This window comes from Rhodanobacter sp. B2A1Ga4 (assembly GCF_018101315.1).
Classification (GTDB): Bacteria; Pseudomonadota; Gammaproteobacteria; order Xanthomonadales; family Rhodanobacteraceae; genus Rhodanobacter; species Rhodanobacter thiooxydans_A.
Genome location: NZ_JADBJR010000003.1, coordinates 298,141 through 312,217 on the forward strand (window position 1 = coordinate 298,141; position 14,077 = coordinate 312,217).

9 protein-coding genes are annotated in these 14,077 nt (G+C 67.0%); 5 read left to right on the top strand and 4 right to left on the bottom strand.

Going from position 1 to position 14,077, the window contains the following annotated elements; all coding sequences use genetic code 11:
- Nucleotides 1-2: 2 nt before the first annotated feature.
- From IMW82_RS12245 to IMW82_RS12260, 4 genes are read left to right on the top strand one after another with little or no spacing between them, the layout of a single operon-like run.
- A complete protein-coding gene (locus IMW82_RS12245; RefSeq protein WP_211004633.1) occupies nucleotides 3-1,550 on the top strand; it encodes a serine hydrolase in 1,548 nt (515 codons plus the stop codon).
- Nucleotides 1,550-2,269 (top strand): M15 family metallopeptidase, encoded by a 720-nt coding sequence (locus tag IMW82_RS12250; RefSeq protein WP_211004634.1) that lies wholly within the window; start codon nucleotides 1,550-1,552, stop codon nucleotides 2,267-2,269. The genes IMW82_RS12245 and IMW82_RS12250 overlap by 1 nt, the downstream gene beginning before the upstream one ends.
- Before the next feature lie 32 nt (nucleotides 2,270-2,301).
- Nucleotides 2,302-3,351 carry a serine hydrolase domain-containing protein gene (locus IMW82_RS12255; protein WP_211004635.1) on the top strand — a complete coding sequence of 350 codons (1,050 nt, stop codon included), beginning with the start codon at nucleotides 2,302-2,304 and terminating at the stop codon, nucleotides 3,349-3,351.
- Nucleotides 3,352-3,356: 5 nt separating this feature from the next.
- Complete coding sequence (locus tag IMW82_RS12260; RefSeq protein ID WP_211004636.1) at nucleotides 3,357-4,127, top strand: N-acetylmuramoyl-L-alanine amidase; 771 nt, start codon at nucleotides 3,357-3,359, stop codon at nucleotides 4,125-4,127.
- Nucleotides 4,128-4,159: 32 nt separating this feature from the next.
- On the opposite strand, the gene IMW82_RS12265 is transcribed toward IMW82_RS12260, so the two are convergent.
- From IMW82_RS12265 to trpE, 4 genes are all read right to left on the bottom strand, one after another.
- Nucleotides 4,160-7,285, bottom strand: coding sequence for a CusA/CzcA family heavy metal efflux RND transporter (locus tag IMW82_RS12265; RefSeq protein WP_211200213.1), 3,126 nt, complete (start codon nucleotides 7,283-7,285; stop codon nucleotides 4,160-4,162).
- Nucleotides 7,282-8,460 carry an efflux RND transporter periplasmic adaptor subunit gene (locus IMW82_RS12270; RefSeq protein ID WP_211004637.1) on the bottom strand — a complete coding sequence of 393 codons (1,179 nt, stop codon included), beginning with the start codon at nucleotides 8,458-8,460 and terminating at the stop codon, nucleotides 7,282-7,284. The genes IMW82_RS12265 and IMW82_RS12270 overlap by 4 nt, the downstream gene beginning before the upstream one ends.
- Nucleotides 8,450-9,985 (bottom strand): efflux transporter outer membrane subunit, encoded by a 1,536-nt coding sequence (locus tag IMW82_RS12275; protein WP_244754310.1) that lies wholly within the window; start codon nucleotides 9,983-9,985, stop codon nucleotides 8,450-8,452. The genes IMW82_RS12270 and IMW82_RS12275 overlap by 11 nt, the downstream gene beginning before the upstream one ends.
- Before the next feature lie 273 nt (nucleotides 9,986-10,258).
- The gene (gene trpE, locus IMW82_RS12280; RefSeq protein ID WP_211004638.1) at nucleotides 10,259-11,734 is read right to left on the bottom strand and encodes an anthranilate synthase component I; all 1,476 of its coding nucleotides are present in this window, start codon (nucleotides 11,732-11,734) and stop codon (nucleotides 10,259-10,261) included.
- 286 nt (nucleotides 11,735-12,020) lie between these two features.
- On the opposite strand from trpE, the gene IMW82_RS12285 reads away from it, so the two are divergent.
- Nucleotides 12,021-14,039: a prolyl oligopeptidase family serine peptidase gene (locus IMW82_RS12285; protein ID WP_244754299.1), complete on the top strand. Its 2,019-nt coding sequence runs from the start codon at nucleotides 12,021-12,023 to the stop codon at nucleotides 14,037-14,039.
- Nucleotides 14,040-14,077: the final 38 nt, after the last annotated feature.

The following is a 14,077-nucleotide window of genomic DNA, read 5'->3' on the forward strand; positions in this document are numbered from 1 at the left end:
GGTTGGGATGGGGTGCTCTTGCTTTTCTGCTCCTGCTCGCACCACCGGTCGCCGCCGCCCAATCCGCCAGCCGCGCTTACGACAAAATCGTCGACGCCGTCGTTGCCCGCTACCACCTTCCCGGCATCGCTGTCGGCGTGGTCGAAAACGGTCAGGTCGTCTACACCCGCACCGCCGGCGAGACCGTCGCCGGCTCGGGCCAGCCAGTCACCCCGCGCACGCTGTTCAAGATCGCCTCAAACAGCAAGGCGATGACCACCGCCCTGCTCGGCCGGCTGGTCGACCAGGGCAAGCTGCGCTGGGACGACCCGGTGACGAAGTACCTGCCGCAGTTCCGCATGAACGACCCGTGGGTCACCGCGAACATGCGCGTGGCCGACCTGCTCACTCACTCCAGCGGCCTGCCCGAGGGCGGCGGCGACCTGATGTTGTGGCCGGAGCCGAACACGTTCACCCGCGCCGACATCATCCACGGCCTGGCCTTCATCAAGCCCGGCTACAGTTTCCGCTCGCAGTACCAGTACGACAACCTGCTCTACGTGGTCGCCGGCGAAGTGGCCGCCGCCGCAGGCGGCGCACCGTACGAAACGCTGATGCGCCGCGAGGTGTTCGCGCCGCTGGGGCTGGACCGCTGCCAGGTCGGTGCATGGAACCGCGATGAGGTCGGCGACGTGGCCGCGCCGCACCGTCGCGAGGGCGAGCGCAACGTCGCGATGCCCGAGGCCGCGGCAATCCCCGCGATCACCTCCGCGGCGGCCGGCGGCATCCGCTGCGACCTCACCGACATGCTGAGCTGGGCGCGCAACTGGCTGGCGCCCACGCACGCGCAGCTGCAGTGGCTGTCGCCGGTGCAGCGCGACGTGCTGCAGGCGCCGCACATGCTGATCCCTGTCTCCGCGCAACGCCGCGCCTGGGACCACACCCACGTGATGGCCTACGGCTACGGCTGGCGCATGGCCGACGCCGACGGCCAGTGGAGCGTGTGGCACACCGGCACGTTGAACGGCATGTACTCGATGCTGGCCCTGCTGCCGGATCGCGACAGCGGCTTCGTGTTCATGATCAACGGCGACGCCGGCGACGCGCGCACCGTGCTCGGCGAGGTTCTGATGAAACACTTCACCGCCCCGGGCGACCATCGCGGCGTGGACTGGTATGCCGACGCGCTGGAGCAGCGGGCGAAACAGAAGCCCGCGGCAGCGTCCGCCATTGACACTTCGCGCCAGCAGCCGGCCAGCGCCGCCGAACTGGCACGCTGGAGCGGGCAGTATCGCGACCCGTGGTTCGGCGACGTCATGCTGTGCCCGCGCGATGGGGCGATGCATTTCGCCGCCGCTAAGTCGCCGACGCTGGCCGGCACCGTGATGCGCCTGGGCAGCCGCTACCTGGTGCACTGGGACGACTCGGCCGACCTCGACGCGTGGCTGGATTTCCAGGCGGCCTCCGGCGGCCAGCCGATCGGCCTGCGCATGGCCAAGCTCGATCCGCTGGGCGACTTCAGCTCCGATTACGAAGACCTCGATTTCCAGCGTGTCGGGAGTTGCCGCTGATGCGCCGCCCGCTCGCCGCCATCGCACTGCTCGCGGCCATCGGCTGGTCCACCGCCAGCCTTGCAGACCAGCCCCTGGCGCTGTCGCCGGCGAAGACCGCCGCCGCGGCGAACCTGGTCGATATCCGCACGCTGGTGCCGGACATCGCCGAGGACATCAGGTACGCCGGCCACGACAACTTCGTGGGCACGCCGGTGGACGGCTACCTGGCGCCGAAGTGCCTGCTGCTGCGTCCGGTCGCCGAAGCGCTGGCGCGGGTCGAGCGCGAACTGCGCGCGCGGCAGCTGCGCCTGAAGATCTGGGACTGCTATCGCCCCGCCCGCGCGGTGGCGCACTTCGTGCGCTGGGCGCACGACCTGGCCGACCAGCGCACCAAGCCGCAGCACTACCCCACGCTGGACAAGTCGAAATTGCTCGGCGATTACATCGCACCCGTCTCCGGCCACAGCCGCGGCGCCACCATCGACCTCACGCTGGAACGCTGCGCCGCCGACGGCACGCGCTGCGAGCCGCTGGACATGGGCACCGACTTCGACTTTTTCGACGTGCGCGCGCACACCGATGCGCCCGACGTCACCGCGTCGCAACACGCGAACCGCCTGCTGTTGCGCGATGCGATGCAGCGCGAGGGCTTCCGCAACTATCCGATGGAATGGTGGCATTACACGCTGGTGCCGGAGCCGACGCCGCACACGCTCTACGACGTGCCGGTGCAATGACGGCACCGCGTAAAATCCAGGGGGAATCTGCCATGCGAAAACTGCTCGCCGGTCTTGCACTGACCTTGCTGCTCGGCGGCTGTGCCAGCGACACCAGGCCGGTCGACCCGATCGACGCGCTGATGCAGCGCTACGCCGGCGACGTCCCCGGGGCCTCGCTGCTGGTACTCAAGGACGGCAAGCCGATCGTCCGCCGCAGCTACGGCCTGGCCAACCTCGAAAAAGAAGACAAGGCCACGCCGGCCAGCAACTATCGGCTCGCCTCGGTGAGCAAGCAGTTCACCGCTGCGGCGATCCTGCTGCTGGCCGAGAACGGCCGGCTCAACCTCGACGATCCGGTGCGCCGCTGGCTGCCTTCGCTGCCGGAAACGACGGCCACGGTCACCCTGCGCCAGCTGCTCACGCACACCGGTGGCCTGGTCGACTACGAAGACCTGATCCCGCCCGGCACCACCGCGCAGGTCAGCGACAACGACGTGCTGCGCCTGCTGTCCGCCACCTCGAAAACCTACTTCGCGCCGGGCACCACGTACCGCTACAGCAACTCGGGCTACGTGCTGCTCGGCCTGGTGGTGGAGCGCGCTTCCGGCATCAGCCTGCCGCTGTACCTGCAGCAGCGCATCTTCCGGCCGCTGCACATGGACCACACGCTGCTGTATGAGCGCGGCGGCCCCGACGTGGCTGATCGCGCCTACGGCTACAGCGAGGAGAACGGCCGCTGGACGCGCACCGACCAGAGCGTCACCAGCGCGACCCGCGGCGACGGCGGCATCTATTCCTCGATCGACGACCTGGCGAAGTGGGACGCCGCGCTGTACGACAACCGGCTGCTCAGCGACGCTTCGCGCAAGCTCGCCTTCAGCCCGCACGTGAAGGTCACCGGCGAGCCGTACGAGGCCAGCTACGGCTACGGCTGGCGCATCACCGGCGACACCGTGTGGCATTCCGGCGAGAGCATCGGCTTCCGCAACGTGATCGTGCGCTGGCCGCAGCAGCACCTTACCGTGATCCTGCTCAGCAACCGCAACGAGCCGGAACCTTACCGCACCGCGCTGGCGATCGCCCAACCCTACCTGCAGTGAGCCTGATGAGACGTCCGCTTATGTCGAACCGCCTGCTGCGCCGCGCGACCGTGCTCACGCTGGTTGCGCTGCTCGCCGCCTGCGCCCCGCTGCCGCCGCGCAACCCACTGGCGACCTGGGTGCCGTCGCCGAACCACGACATCCGCCGGCCGGTGCTGATCGTGCTGCACTACACCAACCAGCATTCGGTGCAGGAAAGCCTGGATACCCTGCGCACGAAGAACAGCGGCGGCCCGGTGAGCTCGCATTACCTGATCGGCGCCGATGGCCACATCTACCAGCTGGTGTCCGACCAGTTGCGCGCCTGGCATGGCGGCCCGGGGCACTGGGGCACGATCACCGACATCAACTCCGCCTCGATCGGCATCGAGCTGGACAACGACGGCGCGACGCCGTTCGCGCCAGCGCAGATCGACAGCCTGCTGCGCCTGCTCGCCGACCTCACCGAACGCCTGCATATCCCGCGCACGCAGATCGTCGGCCATGAGGATTTCGCGCCCGCGCGCAAGGACGATCCCGGTCCGCTGTTCCCCTGGCCGCAACTGGCTGCCGCAGGTTTCGGGCGTTGGCCACAGGGCGTACTGGTCGACCCGCCCGCCGGCTTCGACCCGTGGATGGCGCTGGCCGTCATCGGCTATCCACTGGATGATCGCGCCGCGGCGGTGCGTGCCTTCCACCACCACTTCCGCGGCATGGACGGTGACCAGCTCGACGCGCAGGACCTGCGCATCCTCGGCAACCTCGTGCAGCAGATCGAATCCGAAGGCGGCGGCTGAGCAAGCGGCGCCGGGCCACCCAGCGCCATCTACTACACCTGCAACCGATCCGCCGGTCGCGCCACCAGCGCATACAGCGCCGGCATCAGGAACATGCCGATCAGCAGTCGCGACAGCATGCCGGCCACGATCACCAGCGCGAACGGGCGCTGCGAGTCGGTGCCCACGCCGCTGGCGATCGCCGCCGGCAACAGGCCCAACGCCGCCACCAGTGCGGTCATCGTGATCGGACGCAGGCGCAGTACCGCCGCCTCGTGCACCGCCTTGCCGATCTGCATGCCGCCCAGGCGCAGTTCATTGACGCAGGAAATGTAGACCACGCCGGTCAGCACCGAGACACCGAACAGCACGATGAAGCCGATGCCCGATGACACCGAGAACGGCGTGCCGGTGAGCCACATCGCCAGGATCGCGCCGAACGGCGCGGACAGCAGCACGCCAACCACGGTGATGAACGGGAACTTGAAGTTGCCGTAAAGCACGAACAACAGGCCGAAGATCAGCAGCAGCGTGAGCGGCAGGATCACGTTCATCTGCGCCCGCGAGGCGGTGTACTCCTGGTACTCGCCACCCCACTCCAGCCGATAGCCGTGCGGCAGTTTCACGTCGCGGGCGACTTGCGTGATCGCATCGTTCACCGCACCGGCCAGGTCGCGCCCGCTCACCGAGAACTGCACACCGATGTAGCGCGAACCGTTCTCGCGGTAGATGAAGGACGCGCCGTTGGCGACGCTGATGTCGGCCAGCTCCTTCAGTGGAATTTGCTGGCCACCCGGCGTGGCGACCGGGATCTCGCCGATCTGCTGCGGGTTGTCGCGATACTGCGGTGCGAGGCGCACCAGCAGGTCGAACTGCTTTTCGCCCTGCGCCACTTCGGTGGCGACGTCGCCACCGATCGCCGCCTCGATCAGCTTGTTGATATCGTCGACATTGATCCCGTAGCGGGCGATCTTCGCGCGATCGATCTTGATCGCCAGGTTCGGCTGGCCGAGTTCGTGCACCAGGGTCAGGTCGGTGATGCCGCGCACCTTCCCCATCACCTGCTTGATCGCCTTGCCCTTGGCCTGCAGCACGTGCAGGTCAGGTCCGTAGATCTTCACCGCCAGCGCGCTCTTCAGGCCGGTCTCGGCCTCGTCCACGGCGTCCTCGGCGGGCTGCGAGTAGTTGAACTGGATGCCGGGAAATACCTCGAGCTTCCTGTTGATCGCGTCGATCAGGTCCTGTTTGGTGCGGTACTTGCCGTCCCACTGCGAGTACGGCTTCAGGCCGACGAAGAACTCGTCGTTGAAGAAACCGGTGGAATCGGTGCCGTCGTCGGGCCTGCCCAATTCCGAAGTGACCGTGGTGACCACGGGGAACGAGCGCAGGATCTCGCGTATCTGCGGCGAGATCTTCGACGCTTCCTTGAAGGAAATGGTGTACGGCATGGTGGCACGCACCCACAGCGAGCCTTCGTCCAGGTGCGGCATGAACTCGGCGCCGATGCCGCGCATCATCACCAGCGCCAGCACCAGCAACAGCGCCGACGCCGCGGTCACCCGCCACGCATGGCGCTCGAAGCGCCCGAGCGCACGCACGTACCACGCCTTGAACTTCTCGTAGATCGCGTTGCGCCGTTCGCGCACACCGCGGCGCATGAGCAGCGCGCACAGCACCGGCAGCAGGGTCAGCGTGACCAGCAGCGAGCCGACCAGGGCGAAGATCATGGTGTCGGCCATCGGCTTGAACAGCGTGCCGGACGGCCCGCTGAGCACGTAGATCGGCAGGAAGCTGGCCACGATCACCGCCACCGCGTAGACCAGCGGGCGGTCGACTTCCGAGGCGGCGCTCTGGATGACTTCGCGGATGTTGAACTCGGTGCCCTGCCGCGCGGCCAGTTCGCGGTAGATGTTCTCGACCATGAAGATCGCGCCATCGACCAGGATGCCGAAATCCACCGCGCCGATCGACAGCAGGTTGGCCGACGCGTTCTTCAGGTCCAGGCAGACGAAGGCAAACAACAGCGCCAGCGGGATCGTCACGGCCACGATCAGGCCGGCACGCACGTCGTACAGGAAGAAGATCAGCACCGCGATCACCAGCAGCATGCCCAGCAGCAGGTTGTGCATCACCACGCCCTTGGTCTGCTGGATCAGGTTGGTGAGGTCGTAGAACGGGTGGACCTTCACGTCCCTGGGCAGGATCTCGCTGTTGAGCTCCTTCGTCTTCGCCTCGACCCGCTGCAGCACGTTCTCGGTCTTCGATCCGGTCAGCGCCAGGATCACGCCTTCCACCGCATCGTCCTGGTTCATGTAGCCGAACTCACCCAGCCGTGGCGCGATGCCGATCTCCACCGTGCCGACGTTCCTGACCAGGATCGGCGTGCCGTCGTGCACCGCCAGCACCACGTTGCCGATGTCCTGCACCGTTTCGAGCCGGCCCAGCCCGCGCACGTAGAAGAACTGCCCGCCCTGCGAATAGAAGCCGCCACCGGCATTGCTGTTGTTGGCGGCCAGCGCCGCCTCGACCTGCGCCACCGTCATGCCGAGCGCGGCGATCTTCATCGGATCGAGCAGCACCTGGTACTGCATGGTGCCCCCACCGAACCCGGAATCGTCAGCCACCCCGGGCACCGAGCGGTACTGCGGCGCGACTACCCAGTCGTTGAGCGTCTTCAGCTCCATCGGCGAGCGATCGGTGCTCTGCAGCACGTAGCGATAGACCAGTCCGGACGGCGGCGACATCGGCGACATCGACGGCGCCACGCCATCGGGCAGCGTGATGCCGGGCAGGCGGTTGTAGACGCGCTGGCGCGCGAAGTAGGGGTCGGTGCCGTCGGCGAAGGTCAGGGTGACGTCGGACAGGCCATACAGCGAAATGGAGCGCTTGGTGACCAGCCCGGGAATGGCGTTCAGTCCCAGCTCCACCGGCACCGTGATCAACCGTTCCACTTCCTCGGCGGAATGACCGGGCCACTGCGTGACGATGTCCACCATCGGCGGCGACAGGTTCGGGTACGCGTCCATCGGCAGCGTGTGGTAGGCCCACACGCCGGCCGCCGCCAGGCCCAGCGCCAGCAGCACCATCAGCATGCGTTGCTGCAGCGCGAACGCGACGATACGGTTGATCAGCGACGTCGGGCGCGGCGACGTTCCCTCGGGTGGCGTTTGCTCGCTCATTGGGTCTGGATGAAGCGCAGGAAGATCGCGCCGTCCACCACCACCTTGTCGCCGGCGTGGAGGCCCTCGGGAATCACGAAGCGATCATCGACGCGCGCGCCCAGCGTCACCGCGTGCTGCGCGTAGCTACCGTCGGCCGCGACCACATACACGAACGGCAGGTTCTCGTCGTCGCGCAGCACCGCCGACACCGGCACCAGCAACCCCTGCTGCGCCTCGCTCGACTGGATCTGCACGCGCACGTACATCTGCCGCCGCAGCGTGCCGTCCGGGTTGTCGACCAGCACGCGCGCGCCGACCGAGCGCGTATCCGGGTCGACCACCGCACCGACATTGGTGACCTTGCCGTGGATCTTCGCGCCACCCGCCGCGGTGTCGACCGTGGCCACGTCACCATTCCGCACCACCGCCGGCTCGTCACCGAACAGCTGCGCCATCACCCACATCGTCGAGGTGTCGGCGAGGGTGAAACAGGGGGTCGAACCCGCCGCCAGCAACTGCCCGGGCGCGATCGACTTCTCGACCACGGTGCCGGCGATCGGCGCGCGGATCACGCCCTGACCGCGCGCCACCGGCCTGCCCTCGCGGATCGCCGCGATGGTCGGCTGATCGACATGCAGGGCCAGCAGCGCCTGCAGCGCGGCATCGCGATCGGCGTCCGCACCGATGGCATCGGATTGCGCCTGCGCATGTTCGCGCTGCGAGACCGCCTGGTGCGCGAACAGGTCGCGATCCCTGGCAGCCACCTGATCGGCAGCCTGCGCCGCAGCGAGCGCCTTGCGATAGGCACTGGCCGCCGCCGCGAAGTCGGGGGAATCCACCCGCGCCAGCGGCTGGCCCTGTTTGACTTTTTCGCCCTGGTTTACCAGCACCTCGGTCACCGGCCCGGAGAACGGCGCCAGCACCTGGGTCGCGCGGTCGTGGTCGAAATCCACCACGCCGCTGGTCTCGATGCCGCGGTGGAAGCTGCTGCGCGCAAGGGTGAGTAGCTGGATGTGCTCACGCTGCGCCGACGTCAGCGTCACGTTCTGTGGCTTGTCGGCGGCGGCGGCCTGCGGATCGGCCTTCGACGAGCATCCGGCGAGGGCTATCCCTGCCGCCAGCGCGAAGACCGGCAGCAGTATGGCCGTCGTTCGCGGCGTCGACGGCGCCACCGAAGGCAATTTACTTTTCATCGCTATCCCGGAATGCAGCGGCATGGTTTGAGGTGGGCGAAGCGGCAGCGGCGGTCCCGCCTTCGGCCCTGGTGTCGTGCCACCAACCGCCGCCCAGCGCCTGGAACAACGCCGCCGTGTCGGCATAGCGGCTCGCCTGCGCCTGCACCAGTGCAATGCGCGATTGCTGGTAACCCTGTTCCGCACTCAGCAACGTCAGGTAGCTGGCGTAGCCATCCCAGTACTGACGCTGCGACAGATCGAGCGTGAGTCTGGCGGCATCCGCGGCCGTGGCCGCGGCCTGCAGGCCCTCGGCGTCGTGCTGCAGCGCGGCCAGCGTATCGGCCACGTTCTGGAACGCGGTCAGCACCGTGCCGCGGTATTGCTCGGCCGATTCCACATAGGCCGCCTTGGCGGCGCGCTCCTGGTGCAGCAGGCTGCCGCCGTGAAAAATCGGCGCGGCGATATCGGCACCGATGCCCCAGAAGCCCGTGCCGGCCTTGAATACCTGGTCCATCGCCACCGCGGTGCTGCCCGCGTTCGCGGTCAACGAAATATTCGGCAACCGATTCGCGATGGCCACGCCGATATTGGCGCTGGCCGCGTGCATATTCGCCTCGGCCTGGCGCACGTCCGGACGCTGTGCCACCAGGCTTGATGGCAGGCTCAACGGCAGTTGCTGCGGCAGGTGCAGGCTGGCCAGGTCGAATGCCTGCGCCGGCGCCTCGCTGGGCAACCGCCCGGCCAGAACCGCCAGCAGGTTGTTCTGCTGATCCAGCTGGGTCAGCAACGGCGGCAGCGTGGCCTGCAGCTGGGCCAGCTGTGATTCCTGCGCGGCAAGATCGAGCCGGCCGGCATAACCCTTGCTCAGCTGGTAGCGCAGGATGCCGACCATCTTCGTGTTGATCGCGATCAAGTCGCGGGTCGCGGCGATCTGCGCGCGCAACGAAGCCTGCTGCACGGCCGCGGCCACCACGTTGGTACTCAGCGTGATGCGGGCGGCGATCATCTGGAACCGCACGGACTGTTCCTGCGCCTTCAGCGACTCCACCGTGCGCCGGTTCAGGCCGAACACGTCCGGCGCATACGAAATGCTGAGCTGCGGAGTGAAGAAGCTGTACAGATATTCCTGGGGCACCACCGGATAGTTCGGCCCGGGCGCGACCTGCTGCGATTGCATCTGGCGGGTGGCCGAGAAGCCGCCGTCGACGGCTGGGTAGTAGGCACCACGTTGCGCCCGGGTATTCTCGTGCGCCACCGTCAACGCCGCCTGCGCGGCCTTCAGGTCGGGATTGTGCGCCAACGCCTGCTCGATCAGCGCGTTGAGCGCGGGCGAATGGAACAACGTCCACCACTGCGCAGGAATGTCCCCACCGGAAACGAAGTGCTGGGCCTGCCCTCCGGCGACGCTCGCGCTGCTGGTCGTGGCCGGCAACGGGCTGGCGGTCAGGCTGCTGACATCCGGGGCGGCCGGCCGGTGGAAATCCGGACCCACCGCGCAACCGGCGATCGACAACGCGGCGACGGCGGCAAGCAGATGCCGCATCGGCGGGCGCGTCGCGCGCAGCACCGGCAACACTCGCCCGATCACCGCAGCCATCGTTTCGACGGCCCAGGCCAGCACTCGAACCACGGGTTATTCATGCGGGCGCATCTTGGCCAGAAGATCGGAAACGCAACGATATAACGTACCAAGTCGCGGCGAAACCCTGCAAGAAATTGCGCCAGCTGGCGGCGTGCCGGCGCCTGCTCGCCAACGCTGGATCCGTCCGGTCGTGCTGCCTGACGATGGCTTTGGCAAGACGCTGCGATGCGGTGGCTACAGCCCCTTCGCCGCCTGCGCCACCGCGCGGAACAGCGCGCGGCCCTTGTTCATCGTCTCCTCCCACTCGGCCGCGGGGTCGGAGTCGTAGACGATGCCGGCACCGGCCTGCACATGCAGGCGGCCGCCGTGGATCACCGCGGTGCGGATCGCGATGGCGGTGTCGGCGTCGCCCCACCAGCCGATCCAGCCGATCGCGCCACCGTAGATATTGCGCTTGTACGGTTCCAGTTCCTGGATGATCTCCAGCGCGCGCACCTTCGGCGCGCCCGAGAGCGTGCCGGCCGGGAAGGTGGCCTTCAGCACGTCCATGTAGCTGAGCCCTTCGCGCACCGTGCCCTGTACCTGCGACACGATGTGCATCACGTGCGAGTAGCGCTCGACCGCGAACGAGTCGCTCACTTCCACGCTGCCGGTCTCGCTGATCCGGCCCAGGTCGTTGCGGCCCAGGTCGATCAGCATCACGTGTTCGGCGCGCTCCTTCGGATCGGCCAGCAATTCAGCTTCCAGCGCCTGGTCTTCTGCTTCCGTGGCGCCGCGCTTGCGCGTGCCGGCCAGCGGGCGCACCACCACCTTGCCGTCCTTGAGGCGCGCCAGGATCTCCGGCGAGGAACCCACGATCTGCGTTTCGCCGAGGTCGACGAAGTACATGTAAGGCGACGGATTCAGCGCGCGCAGTGCGCGGTACACGTCCACCGGACGCGCGTTGAAGCCGACGCTGAGGCGCTGCGACGGCACCACCTGGAAGATGTCGCCGGCACGGATGTATTCCTTCGCCTTCTCCACCATCGCCTCGAATTCGTCCTTCGTGAACGAGGACTTGAAATCGCCCTCGTCCAGTGCGATCGACTGGGTCAACTGCGGGTACGATGCGCCGCCCTGGCGCAGCCGGTAGACCAGCGCGTCTAGCCGGCGCTGCGCCTCGGCATACGCCTGCGGCTGAGCGGGGTCGGCGTGCACGATCAGGTACAGGCGGCCCTTGAGGTTGTCGAACACCGCCACTTCCTCGGCCAGCATCAGCAGCACGTCGGGCGTGCCCAGCTCGTCGGCGCGATCCCACTGCGCCAGGCGCGGCTCGATGTAGCCGATCGTCTCGAAGCCGAAGTAGCCGACCAGGCCGCCCGAGAACGCGGGCAGCTGCGGCAGCCGCGGCACGTCGTACTGCGCGCGCAGGCTTTCGATTTCGGCCAATGGATCGTCCAGGTGCCGGCGCTCGATCACCTCGCCGGAATCCTCCACCTCCAGCTCATGCCCGCGCAGGCGGAACACCCGCTTCGCCGGCAGCCCGATGATCGAATAGCGCCCCCAGGTGGCGCCGCCCTCGACCGATTCGAACAGGAAGGTGTACGGGCCATCGGCCAGCTTCAGGTACACCGACAGCGGCGTGTCGAGGTCGGAGAACACCTCGCGCACCAGCGGGATGCGGGTGTGGCCCTGTGCCACCAGCGCGTCGAATTCGTCTCGGGAGATCACGGCGGCATCCAGGTAGCCCAATAAAAAGCGGTCATTGTAGGGGCTGCTGCAACAGGAATCGAAAATCATCGCCGGGAACCCCACTGCAGCCGTGAGCCTTCCCCCGGCTGGCATTTGAGCACTTGTGGCCGTCGATGCAGCCGCCAGGCCTGCAACGCATTTTTGCATCTTCAGTTATCGCATTTTCTGCTATTTTCGTAATTTCATTCGATTCCCTGCCAGCAGGTTCATGCGCCATGGCCGGGGCCCATGGGTCCAAGGATGAGGTATCGACGATATGCGGAACATGTTCTACAGGACTCTGCTTGCCAGCACGCTGGGGATTGCCCTGGCACCCATTCCGAGCCAGGCGACCCAGACCATACCGATCGAGGCACTGGCGCGCCTGCCGGCATTGCAGTCGGTGTCCATGAGCCCGGACGGCAGGCATCTGGTCGCCCTGATTCCTTCGCCGCGGAACGCGGACGAGACGGCGCTGGCCACCTGGGACATGCATTCGCTGTCTGCCGGCCCCAAGGTGGTCACGCCCTCCGGCGATCACATGAAGTTCATCTCCGTCTATGCGCTCAAGGCCGGCAAGATTCTCACGGTGGCGCGCCAGGAGTGGACGGGCGATCTTGGCGGCTGCGGCGAAGGCAAGGCAACCGGCGCCACCAAGACCTTCATGACCAAGGCCTACCTGACCGGCGACGACCAGAAGCAGTTCGACGAGGCCTTCGCCAGTGACGTGCGCAAGGTCGGCGTCAGCCAGCGGACCCAGCGCTGCCTGGAACTGAGCGGTACCGCGTCGTTGGTTAACACGCTGCCGCTGGACCCCGACCGGGTCATCATCCGGCAGCTGAGCGAAATCAGCCTGACCTCCGACTATTACCTCTACAATCTCAAGACCAAGGAAACGGAACTGCTGTTCCGCGGCGGCACGCGCACCACACCGGCCTTGTTCGACTCGCGCACGGGCAAAGTGCTGGCCAAGTCGGAGATCGTACCGACAGGAGACGACTACCAGCAGCGGGTGTACCTGTTGAACGCCAGGACCGGGCAGCTGGAGCAGCAGACGCCCCTGACCACCAGGCTCTCCGACCGCTACACGGTGAACGTTGCAGGCATCGACGATGCTACCGGCAAGTACTACGTGCTCACCGACCAATTCTCGGACAAGGTGCAGGCGCGCCTGTACGACCCGGTGCAGCACAAATACGACCCGGAGCCTGTCGTTGCCGATCAGAGCTACTCCATCGGCGGCTTGCTGTTCAGCACGCGCCCCAGCAACTTCAATCAGGTTGTGGGCTTCGTCATCGACGGCCCCTATCGCCAGACCACCTACGTCGATCCGGCACTGAAGGCGATCCAGGCGAGCATCAATCAGGCATTCCCTGACCGGCAAGCCGTGATTTCCGATTACACCGACGACCTCTCCACGGTGCTGTTCAGCACCCAGAGCGCCGACGCGCCACCCGCCTATCACCTCATCCTGGACAAGAAGATCGTGAACCTGGGCAGTCAGCGCCCCGGGATAGCAAGCGGCCTGACGGGCGAAGAGCGCTGGGTAAGCTACAAGGCACGCGACGGACGCGAGATCCCCGCGATCCTCGACTTGCCGGCTGGCTGGAAGCCAGGCGATGCCCCGGCGTCTGCCGTCGTCATGCCCCATGGCGGCCCCTGGGCACGCGACTACATGGGCTGGGACGCTCCGGGCTGGGTGCCGCTGCTCACCTCGCGCGGCTTTGCCGTACTGCGCCCGCAATACCGCGGCTCCGCAGGACTGGGCCGCGACCTGTGGCTTGCCGGCGACCAGCAGTGGGGCCTGAAGATGTCCGACGACAACGACGATGGCGCTGCCTGGCTGGTTTCCCAGGGCATGGCGGCCAAGGATCGCATCGCCATCTTCGGCTACTCCTACGGCGGCTTTGCCGCGGTGGCGGCCTCGGTGCGCAACCCCACGCCCTTCAAATGCGCCATCGCCGGTGCGCCGGTGGCGAACCTGGGACGCCTGGGCACTTCGTGGAGTGACAACCGCCTGCAGCGCATCCTGCAAGGCAAGACCGTCAAGGGCATGGATCCGATGCAAAACACCGCCAGGGCCGACTTGCCCATCATGCTGTTCGTCGGCGACCGCGACGTACGCACGCCGTCCTGGCACGCCCGCGATTTCTACAAGGCCGTCAATGGCACCGTCCCGGCCCAGTTCCACCTGATCGCCGACCAGCAGCACAGCATGCCGTGGTACCCGCGCCAGCAGCGGGAAACCCTCAACCTGATCGCAAACTACCTCGAAAAAGACTGCGGCCTGGCGCGCAAGCAATAGCGATTTGCAAGCAATACGCATGATCTTGCGTATTCGCA

What these genes read in the sequence shown, in the direction of transcription:
- IMW82_RS12250 (WP_211004634.1), top strand. Translation starts at nt 1,550, where the DNA reads ATGCGCCGCCCGCTCGCCGCCATCGCACTGCTCGCGGCCATCGGCTGG.
- IMW82_RS12255 (WP_211004635.1), top strand. Translation starts at nt 2,302, where the DNA reads ATGCGAAAACTGCTCGCCGGTCTTGCACTGACCTTGCTGCTCGGCGGC.
- IMW82_RS12260 (WP_211004636.1), top strand. Translation starts at nt 3,357, where the DNA reads ATGAGACGTCCGCTTATGTCGAACCGCCTGCTGCGCCGCGCGACCGTG.
- IMW82_RS12265 (WP_211200213.1), bottom strand. Translation starts at nt 7,285, where the DNA reads ATGAGCGAGCAAACGCCACCCGAGGGAACGTCGCCGCGCCCGACGTCG.
- IMW82_RS12270 (WP_211004637.1), bottom strand. Translation starts at nt 8,460, where the DNA reads ATGAAAAGTAAATTGCCTTCGGTGGCGCCGTCGACGCCGCGAACGACG.
- IMW82_RS12275 (WP_244754310.1), bottom strand. Translation starts at nt 9,985, where the DNA reads ATGCGGCATCTGCTTGCCGCCGTCGCCGCGTTGTCGATCGCCGGTTGC.
- IMW82_RS12285 (WP_244754299.1), top strand. Translation starts at nt 12,021, where the DNA reads ATGTTCTACAGGACTCTGCTTGCCAGCACGCTGGGGATTGCCCTGGCA.